A 9,258-nucleotide genomic window follows, 5' to 3' on the forward strand; every position below is an offset into this window, starting at 1 on the left:
GGGTAAACCTAAATTTGGAATAATTTAGTTAATCGGCTTACCGAGAAGAGAGTTAATGACTCTTATAGGGCGAAAGAAGATAGTAATTTATTAAATTAGGGAAAGGCTGGATGCTGGGAAACTTGCTTGTCTGGTTTAGATGGGGCTGATGTTAAATAAAACAGCCAATACAAATCGCTGGATAAAACGTAATGAATCTATCCGTATTATTTATTAATATTTCGGTTATTATAAATAATTAATTAATTATTTTAGTACAAAAATATTAAATGGAGAAAAAATAAAATGTCAAAAGAAAAAATAAATATTAAAGAAGAAGCACAAATAATTAAACCTCATTTAAACGTAGGAACTCTTGGTCATGTAGATCACGGAAAAAGTACTTTAAGTTTGGCTATTAATAATTATTTAGCCGCAAAAAATTTAGCTAAATTTCGTAAAGATATTAAAACTTTAGATAAAACTGTTGAAGAACAAGAGCGTGGTATTACTATTAATGCTCATCATTTGGAATATGAAAGTGACACTCGCAATTATGCTCATATTGATTGTCCTGGTCATAAGGATTATATTAAAAATATGATTACTGGAGCAGCTCAAATGGATGCAGCTATTTTGGTAGTTTCGGCTGCTGATGGTGCTCAACCTCAAACTCGCGAACATATTTTATTAGCTAAACACGTAGGAGTTCCTAATTTAATAGTTTTTTTAAATAAATGCGATAAAGCTATTCCTGATTTAATACCTTTAGTAGAACATGAAATACGTGAAATTTTAACTAAAAATGGTTATAATGGATCAGAAATTCCTATTATTCAAGGATCCGCTTTAAAAGCTTTAGATGGTGATCAAAATTATTTATCTAAAATTGCAGATTTAGTAGCAGAATTGGATAAATTACCTTTGCCTATTCGTGATATTGATAAACCTTTTTTGATGCCTATTGAAGATATATATTCTATTACAGGTCGTGGAACAACTGCTTCTGGTAGAGTAGAAAGAGGTAAATTAACTTTAGGCGAAGAAGTCCAAATTCTAGGTTTAGATAAAGATACTTCTACTGTCGCAATTGGTTTGGAAATTTTTAAAAAATCTAGAACCCAAATTCAAGCAGGAGATAATGCTGCTATTTTATTACGTGGTATTAAACATAGTGATATTAAAAAAGGTCAAGTGATAGTGAAACCTAATTCTTTGAAGGTATATTCTAAATTTAAAGCAGAAGTTTATATTTTGACCGAAGAAGAAGGTGGTCGTAAAAAATCATTTAGAACTAATTATAGACCTCAATTTTTCTTTAGAACTGCTAATGTTACAGGGGTTATTACTTTGCCTAATGATATTGCTGTAGCGATGCCAGGTGATAATGTGACTATTGAAGTTGATTTAATTAAACCGGTTGCGTTAGAAGTAGGTACTTCTTTTGCTTTCCGTGAAGGTGGCAAAACTATTGGTTCAGGAAAAATTATTGAAATTTTATCGAATTAATTAAAGTTATTTAATTATGAAAGAAGACTAGTGTATAGTCTTTTTTTATATTTTTAATCATATTAAAATTTTTATCATTTAAATATTTAAATGATAAAATTATTATTTTGATATTTAAATTAAGAAATTGATTTTTGATTTAATTGATTTAAATCTTTTAAATTTATAAAAGTATTTTAAGTTTATTTTTGTTCATTAATTTAATTAAAATAAATTATAATAAATTTAAAATTAATAATGAGTAAAATTGTCTTATTAATAAGAATTTTTTGTTTTATTATTTAATTATCTATTTGTAAATTTTATAATTTTATCTATATTCAATTTATTAAGGTAATTAAAGAATTTATTGGAAAGATATAAGATTTGTATTTTTTTAGTTCTTAGAAGAGTGAATTATTTATGAATAATAGCAAAATTAATTTTTTGCGGAAACAGATTACATATGTTTCAATTTTATTAATTAAGTTTATTTTAAATAATTTTAGTTTTTTGCTAAAATTATAAATATAGTGTAAAAAAAGGAGTTATTCACATTATTAAACATAAAAAAAATAAAAAAGAAAATTTAAAAATTAGTTTTTTATATAACGAAAAAGTTCCTGCCGGAGAATATTTGGTTATCAATAATCAAGGAAAAAAATTAGGAATTTTTCAAAAAGAACAAATATTTGAGCTAGCTGAACAGCAAAATGAGGATTTTGTTTTAATTAATGCTCATTCCGATCCTAAAGTAGTGCGTTTGGTTAATTATTCCAAATTTTATTATGAACAACAAAAAAAAATTAAACAAAATCGTAAAAAACAGCATAATCAAATAAATATTAAAACTATTTGTGTAAGTCCTCGTATTCAAGATAATGATTTATATGTTAAAATTAAAAAAGCCGAAGATTTCTTAAAAAGCGGACATAAGGTAAAAATTAATATGCTTTTGCCAGGTAGAATGGCTATAAATCCTAGTATTGGTAGTGATATTTTTAAGAAAATTATATCAGCTTTAAATTTAGTTTCGAAGGTAGATATTCCTCCTAAAATAGAAGGAAATCAAATCAATTCTTTGTTAGTTCCTTTAAAGTCTAATTAATTTTAATTATTAGTTTATTTAAATTTTGTTATGCATTTAGTTTTTTGCTTTAAAAAAATAGAAAGAAATAATGGTAATTGATTTTGAAAAAAAAAACACATAAAGGTTTAAAAAAACGTATCAAAATTACTAAAACTGGTAAATGGTTACACAAACATGCTTTTAAAAATCATTTAGCCGGTTCTAAAACTACTAAACAAAATAGACAATTAAGAGGATTTACTTATGTAGATTCTTCAGATTTAAAACGTATTAAAAATTTAATTTAGCAAATTTATATAAATCTAAAGAAAGAAGAAGAGTCATGGTTAAAGTCAATTTAGTTCCAGCTCGACGTAGACGTCGTAAGAAAATATTAAAATTAGCTAAGGGTTATGTAGGTTCTAAAAGTACTATTTATAAAACTGCTCATGAACAAGTAATGCGTTCTTGGCAATATGCTTATGTTGGTCGTAAAAGAAATAAAAGAGATTGGCGTTCTTTATGGATCCGTCGTATTAATGCTGGATGTTCAGAAAATGGTATGAAGTATTCCTCTTTTATATATGGTTTAAAATTAGCTGGTGTTGATTTAAATCGTAAAATTTTATCTAATTTAATTATTAATAAACCTGAAATGTTTAAATTTTATATCGAATTATCTCAAAAAAGTTTGCTTGATTTTAAGCAAAATAAATTAACAAAAAATATTTCTAAATCTACATTAGATTCAACAGATATTTCGAAATCTGATTTAAATTCAGATCTTTATGTTTTAAATTCGCAAAATATTAAACAAGATTTTCCAGATACTATTGTCCAAAAACCTGTAACCGATAATATTGGTGATTTAAAATCTAAAAATTTAGATATTTTTGCAGATAATGAATTTACAATAAACTTATCATCTTTACAAAAAATGAATTTATTAACTTTGCGTCAGTTAGCAAAAAAAAATAACATTAATAAAGTGTCTAAGTTGAAAAAAGCGGAATTAATTGATTTATTACTGGAAACATTGTAAACAAAATCCAATTTTATTATAGATTTTTTTAGAGAGGTTCAACAAATATGTATGAAATTAAAAAAATAACTTTTCAGAAAATTATTTTAAATATTTTAATAACTATTTTATTTTTATTAAGTGCTGTAACATGCTTTGAACCTCAATATTTTTCTATAAAAGGCATCCGAATAATTGATATTTTATTAGGAATTTTATTATTATTATTTAATTATTATTTTGTATTTGTAAATTTTAAAAAAAATTCAGGATTAAAAAAGTTTTTCTTTTTAATAGAAACATGTTTATTATCGCTTATTTCTGGTAGTTTGTTTTTGTCTTTTTTAATAACTAATGTTTTTGTAAAAAAATTGTTAAATTTAAGCAATATTATTAGTTATATTTTGATGATTCATTGTTTTATTTCTTTGCATTTGTTTGGATGGAAAAATAATAAAATGAATATTTGGAGTTTGAACGGTTATTTAGTAACTTTTGGGACAAGTTGTTTTTTATTAGGAAAAAATATTGATTTTTCTTATATAATTTTAAGAATTTTTTCTGTTTTGTTTGGTTTTTTATCTTTATTATATCTATTTATTGTGATTAATCAAATTTCTAATTATAATAAAATGACTGTGAAATAATCAAAAAAAATAATTTTTTTTGAAAAAGGAGATCGCATCAAAAAATGTCTGATTTATTAATGAAAATTAAAGAATTAACTATGTTAAATGGTATTTCTGGTCAAGAAAAACAGATTACAAATTATGTTAAAAATGATATTATTTCTTCAGTAAATAAAATAGAATATGATAATTTAGGTAGTTTAATAGCTTATAAAGGACAAAATGGTCCAAAAATTATGTTGGCTGGTCATATGGATGAAATTGGTTTAATGGTAACCGAAATCACAGACAATGGTTTTGTCAAATTTCAAACTATAGGAGGTTGGCTACCAACAGTTATGTTAGCTCAACTTTGGCAGATTCATACTAATAAAGGTATTATTTGGGGTATTACTGGGGCTAAACCTCCTCATTCTTTGGGCTTGAACGAACGTAATCAAGCTCCTAATATGAAAAATTTGTTTTTAGATATAGGTGTTTCCACTAAGGAAGCAGCTCAACAATTAGGAGTTACTATCGGAAATATGATTACTCCTTATTTAGAATTTCGGACTTTGGGGGATGAAAATTTTATATTGGCTAAAGCAATAGATAATCGTGTGGGAGTGTTAATTGTTACTGAAGTATTACACAAATTAAAAAATAATCCTAATCAATTTATAGGTGCTTTTACAGTTCAAGAAGAAGTTGGTTTAAGAGGGGCTATTACTAGTGCTAATAAGGTTAAACCAGATATTGCTATAGCGGTAGACGTGTGTGTTGCTAATGATGTTCCTGGTAATCAAAATTCATCAATTAGTTATTTAGGAAAAGGACCGCAAATATCTTGTTATGATCACGGATTAGTTGCTCATACAGCTTTAAGAGAATTTGTATTAAAAGTGGCTCGAAAAAATAATATTCCTTTTCAAGAAGCTGCTCCAGAAGGCGGAACTACAGATGCTGCTGCCATGCATACGCGTCATATAGGTGCTGCAGCATTAGTAATTTCGGTACCTACTCGTTATATACACTCTCACGCGTCTATTGTTCATCGACAAGATATAATTCATACTGTTAATTTATTAACTCTATTAATAGAAAAATTAGATCAAAAACAGGTTCAAGAAATTTTATTTAGTTAAAGTTGTTAATACTGGATTAAACTAAAAATATTTATAATTTAAATAAGATCTCCTAAGAGGCCTAAATTTCGTGCTATTTAACCAATAGCTAGGGTGGATAAACTCTGAAAGGAGATGGTCGGTCTGACAAACGAAAGAATGTTAGATTACAGCAGACCATAAAAGCGGGTTGCGACGAAAGCAAATTAGTTAAATAAGGATCACCAAAAATACGTTCATAACTAAGACAATCCGAATCCAGTTCAAAGAGTGTATCTTCCAAAAGGAAAGGATAAAACCAGACCTTTAATGCAAGATAAAATTATCCTAAAAGCGTTAGAACAATTATTAACTCCTTATTAATGAATGGTTCAAGGTATTATCTCATATTTTTGTATGATAAGGAATTTAAGTCAACTAACGTACTCGAACTACATCGCCTAATCCAGTTGTTTAAAGAAACTAGCATCAGACAAATGGCCAAACCTCCATCTTTAGAAATTTAACTAATATTAATAGTTTTTATTGTTTTATTTTAGTTGTTAATGAAATTGAAAATATTCCAAAGGAAAGATATTAAGAAAAATGAAAAGAACTTATCAACCTAGTAAAATTAAACGAAAAAGAACACATGGTTTTTTAAAACGAATGTCTAATTCTAGTGGTCGCCGTCTTTTATCTAATAGAAGATCTAAAGGACGTTATCAATTAACAGTTTAGTATTATGAATAAAATTAAAATTTTTATTTTTTATAATATTTTAATTAATCAAATTTAAAAAATTATTATGATGAAAAAAAAATTTATTTTAAGCAAAAATAAAGAAATTAATTTAATTTTCCAACATGAAAATAAAAGTGTAGCTAATTATTTTTTTAAAATATATTATATTTATTATAATAAAACTTTGAATTTTAAATTTGCTTTAAGTATTAACGGGCGCAAAAGATGCTCATAATTCTGCTATTTAACGCATAGCCTAGAGTGATAATCTCTCTAGAGGTCACGTAAACACCACAAGGTGGGCTTGATCAACTAGTTCGAAAGAAAAGTTGATAACAGCAAAAGCACGCAAGCGAGATGAGACGAAATATCTAGTCAACAAGTCGACGCCAGACCAGAAGTCAAGGAAAAGGTGCAAGTCCCTAAGCAGTTAAGTAAAGTGGTTTCATGAAAACATTTTGGTAAGATATTGTAACCAGGATTAGGAAGGATATATGATGTTTTGTTAATGCATTATGTAAATTATCCATTAGGTTAAATCAGTTAACCCCTTCTTACACTTTCCCATCTAAATTAATCAAGCTTCTACCGATATTTTTAACTTTAATGATGGTAAACTGTCCCTAAAACTTCCCGTAGAATTATGTGGTAACTTTGATCTCCCTAAAAGCACCCTCTTAGGGTTAAAACTAGTAGTACTAGGCTCAAGGGAAAAGCGAAACTTAGAGTAGTCGTCAGTTTAATTCTGGAATTGGAATATTTGAGAAGAACCTGATCAAGGCGAAGGGTAATAACCTTTACATGGCGAAAGAGTTTCAATATCTGAGATTATAAGATATTAGGCGCCGGATGCTGGGAAACTGGCTTGTCCGGTTCTGTGGGGGGCTAATTGCGAATATGAAAAAAGTTATTATCATTTCTTTTTTCTAAACCGCGTTAATCTATCTCGATAAAAGATATGGAAAATCTCATGAGAGAAATTTAATTAAACGTCGTATAAGGGCAATCGTTTATAATTATTCTTCAGTTTTAAAACCTAATGTTTTTTTTATTATTATTATTAAACCGACAGCAAAAAAATTGAACTTTGTCGATTTATCTGTAAAATTATCAGTTTTATTGAGAAAATCTCGTCTTATAAGTTCCTGATAAGGATATTTATTGTATATATGAGTGATGATAAATTTATTTTTTTAAAAAGATTTTTAATTATTTTTTTATTTTGTTTGTTAATAACTGTTAGTATTAGAGAGTTATTTTTTAGTAATACAAAAATTATTAATTCTGAACCTAATATTATTGATTTAAAAGTTTTTATAAAGAAAGAAAATAATAGTAATATTTCAGATGATAAATTATTTAATAACTTACTTAAATCAAAAAATTTTGATTTATATGAATGTCAAAAATTTTTAGATATTTTTGTTTGCGAACTTGAAGATAATGGCAATTTAAAATGGTATTTATTAGATAGTAAAAATGGGAATGATTATGTAAAAAAAAAATTACAGGAAACAATAACTCAAATATGTTTAGGATTAGAATATTATTTTAGTTTTAATAATTTTAATATCTCTTTAGACCAGAAAATTATTATATTAAAAAAATTTTTTACAGTAATAACAGGAATTAGTAGAAGTTATTTTTTAAATCGTTTTGTAGAAGAAAAAGATTTTAAAATGTTATTTATAAAAAATATTGAACCTAAAACAAATGTAATTAATTCAATTTCGTCACAAGATTTATTAAAATTTCAAATTTATAAAGATTTGGAGAATAATAAAGAAATATCTAATCAAGATTATAATAATATTATTCGTCATAAATATTTAGATTCAGATTCTAAAATTAAAAAAATAAATTTTTTTATTTTAAAAAATGATATTTCTAATAATCCACAATTAGGTTTAAAGATTTTTGTGAATGATCAAGAAGATTTACCTATCCAATGGCCTTCAAAATTAGAGTGGAGTAATTTTTTAGGTTTTGGTTATATTTGGAATTTTTTAATTATTTTTATAGCTTCTTTATTAAATTTTTTTTCTTCTATAGGTTCTCACGGAGTAGATGGTTTTATATTAGGTAATTTAGGATTAGGAATTGTATTAACTACTATTTTAATCCGAACTTTATCATGGCCTATTTATACTAAAACTAATAATTTTGCTTTTAATATGAATTTGGCGCAACCAGAAATTGCTAAAATTCAAAACAAATATTCTTTATCTAAAAATCCTATGGAAATAAAAAAAATGCATTTAGAGATTCTACGAGTTTATAAAAAGTATAATTTAAATATGTTTTCTGGTTTATTAATGTCTTTTTGTCAAATGTTTTTATTTTTGGCTATGTTTCGGGTTTTACGTCGTTTTCGTATCCCTGGTGGTATTTTTAAAATTTATAATCAAAAATCTTTTTTAGGTGTAATAAATTTACAATTAGAAAATAATAATGACAATTTATTTTTTTCTATATCACTCACTTTAATAACAGGTTTTAGTATGTTTATTTTGAATAAATTAATAATGAAAAATTCTGAAATTATACAAAATAAAAATGTTTTATTAACCTCGAATGAATTTAATAGAATTAAACCAGAACAAATGATGAAATTTTTTAGTTATTTGATGATTCTTTTTATGATGTTTTTCTCTTTTCGTGATTCTATGTTATCTTTATATTGGATTATAGGTAATTCTTATACTATTTTGCAAACACTTATTAATAAACAAATTATATTCAGAAAAATGCAAAAATTAAAAAAATATTAAACAATATTTATAATGTTCAAGATAATTCCTGATTATTTGCCGAAAAACATTCTTTTTGTGTATAATAAATATCAGGAATTAAAATAATATTTTTGAAATATTAAAAAAATAATTTTATTTTTGAAATTTTTTATATATATAAAAAAAATATATATATTTTTATCATTAAATTATGTTAAAATCAATTAGTAAGTTTTTTTAAGTAAAAAAATATAAATATATTTTACAATTAATAATATTTTAAATGGAGGGATAGCGAAGTGGCTAAACGCAGCAGTCTGTAAAACTGTTCCGAAAGGTACGGCGGTTCGAATCCGTCTCCCTCCACCATATTAGTTTATTGATCATTACTTCTTTGAAAACTGAAGATGATATTTTATTTATTTATTATGATATTTTTATCATAAAAAATTATTAAATATTAACTATATTCTAATAAATAATTTTTATTTATTGGAAGGATTTATTACGAAGA

At 25.1% G+C, this 9,258-nt stretch carries 10 protein-coding genes and 1 tRNA gene; all 11 read left to right on the forward strand.

Translation table 11 applies throughout. The annotated features are described in order from the left end of the window. Nucleotides 1-285: 285 nt before the first annotated feature. Nucleotides 286-1,488: an elongation factor Tu gene (gene tuf, locus OC683_RS00275; RefSeq protein WP_304514577.1), complete on the forward strand. Its 1,203-nt coding sequence runs from the start codon at nucleotides 286-288 to the stop codon at nucleotides 1,486-1,488. 574 nt (nucleotides 1,489-2,062) lie between these two features. Next, nucleotides 2,063-2,575, forward strand: a complete 513-nt coding sequence (gene infC, locus OC683_RS00280) for a translation initiation factor IF-3 (RefSeq protein ID WP_304514583.1) — start codon at nucleotides 2,063-2,065, stop codon at nucleotides 2,573-2,575. Nucleotides 2,576-2,655: 80 nt separating this feature from the next. Next, entirely contained in the window at nucleotides 2,656-2,844 is a 189-nt protein-coding gene (gene rpmI, locus OC683_RS00285) for a 50S ribosomal protein L35 (RefSeq protein ID WP_304514584.1), read from the forward strand. Nucleotides 2,845-2,879: 35 nt separating this feature from the next. After that, on the forward strand, nucleotides 2,880-3,578 hold the full coding sequence (gene rplT, locus OC683_RS00290; RefSeq protein ID WP_304514578.1) for a 50S ribosomal protein L20: 699 nt from the start codon (nucleotides 2,880-2,882) through the stop codon (nucleotides 3,576-3,578). Nucleotides 3,579-3,625: 47 nt separating this feature from the next. After that, a complete protein-coding gene (locus OC683_RS00295) occupies nucleotides 3,626-4,204 on the forward strand; it encodes a hypothetical protein (RefSeq protein WP_304514579.1) in 579 nt (192 codons plus the stop codon). A 44-nt stretch (nucleotides 4,205-4,248) separates the two neighbouring features. Further along, nucleotides 4,249-5,310: a M42 family metallopeptidase gene (locus tag OC683_RS00300; RefSeq protein ID WP_304514580.1), complete on the forward strand. Its 1,062-nt coding sequence runs from the start codon at nucleotides 4,249-4,251 to the stop codon at nucleotides 5,308-5,310. A 564-nt stretch (nucleotides 5,311-5,874) separates the two neighbouring features. Continuing rightward, the gene (rpmH, locus tag OC683_RS00305) at nucleotides 5,875-6,009 is read left to right on the forward strand and encodes a 50S ribosomal protein L34 (protein WP_078122845.1); all 135 of its coding nucleotides are present in this window, start codon (nucleotides 5,875-5,877) and stop codon (nucleotides 6,007-6,009) included. A gap of 70 nt (nucleotides 6,010-6,079) precedes the next feature. Continuing rightward, nucleotides 6,080-6,247, forward strand: a complete 168-nt coding sequence (locus OC683_RS00310; RefSeq protein ID WP_304514581.1) for a hypothetical protein — start codon at nucleotides 6,080-6,082, stop codon at nucleotides 6,245-6,247. A 704-nt stretch (nucleotides 6,248-6,951) separates the two neighbouring features. Then, a complete protein-coding gene (locus tag OC683_RS00315) occupies nucleotides 6,952-7,161 on the forward strand; it encodes a ribonuclease P protein component (protein WP_078122880.1) in 210 nt (69 codons plus the stop codon). Between the two features lie 20 nt (nucleotides 7,162-7,181). Beyond that, entirely contained in the window at nucleotides 7,182-8,783 is a 1,602-nt protein-coding gene (locus tag OC683_RS00320; protein ID WP_304514582.1) for a YidC/Oxa1 family membrane protein insertase, read from the forward strand. 246 nt (nucleotides 8,784-9,029) lie between these two features. Further along, nucleotides 9,030-9,113 (forward strand) — tRNA-Tyr (locus tag OC683_RS00325). Nucleotides 9,114-9,258: the final 145 nt, after the last annotated feature.

Origin of the sequence: Candidatus Phytoplasma crotalariae, from assembly GCF_030586865.1 — a bacterium.
In the GTDB taxonomy this organism is placed as follows: domain Bacteria; phylum Bacillota_I; class Bacilli_A; order Acholeplasmatales; family Acholeplasmataceae; genus Phytoplasma; species Phytoplasma citri.

What these genes read in the sequence shown, in the direction of transcription:
- tuf (WP_304514577.1), top strand. Translation starts at nt 286, where the DNA reads ATGTCAAAAGAAAAAATAAATATTAAAGAAGAAGCACAAATAATTAAA.
- rplT (WP_304514578.1), top strand. Translation starts at nt 2,880, where the DNA reads ATGGTTAAAGTCAATTTAGTTCCAGCTCGACGTAGACGTCGTAAGAAA.
- OC683_RS00295 (WP_304514579.1), top strand. Translation starts at nt 3,626, where the DNA reads ATGTATGAAATTAAAAAAATAACTTTTCAGAAAATTATTTTAAATATT.
- OC683_RS00300 (WP_304514580.1), top strand. Translation starts at nt 4,249, where the DNA reads ATGTCTGATTTATTAATGAAAATTAAAGAATTAACTATGTTAAATGGT.
- rpmH (WP_078122845.1), top strand. Translation starts at nt 5,875, where the DNA reads ATGAAAAGAACTTATCAACCTAGTAAAATTAAACGAAAAAGAACACAT.
- OC683_RS00310 (WP_304514581.1), top strand. Translation starts at nt 6,080, where the DNA reads ATGAAAAAAAAATTTATTTTAAGCAAAAATAAAGAAATTAATTTAATT.
- OC683_RS00320 (WP_304514582.1), top strand. Translation starts at nt 7,182, where the DNA reads ATGAGTGATGATAAATTTATTTTTTTAAAAAGATTTTTAATTATTTTT.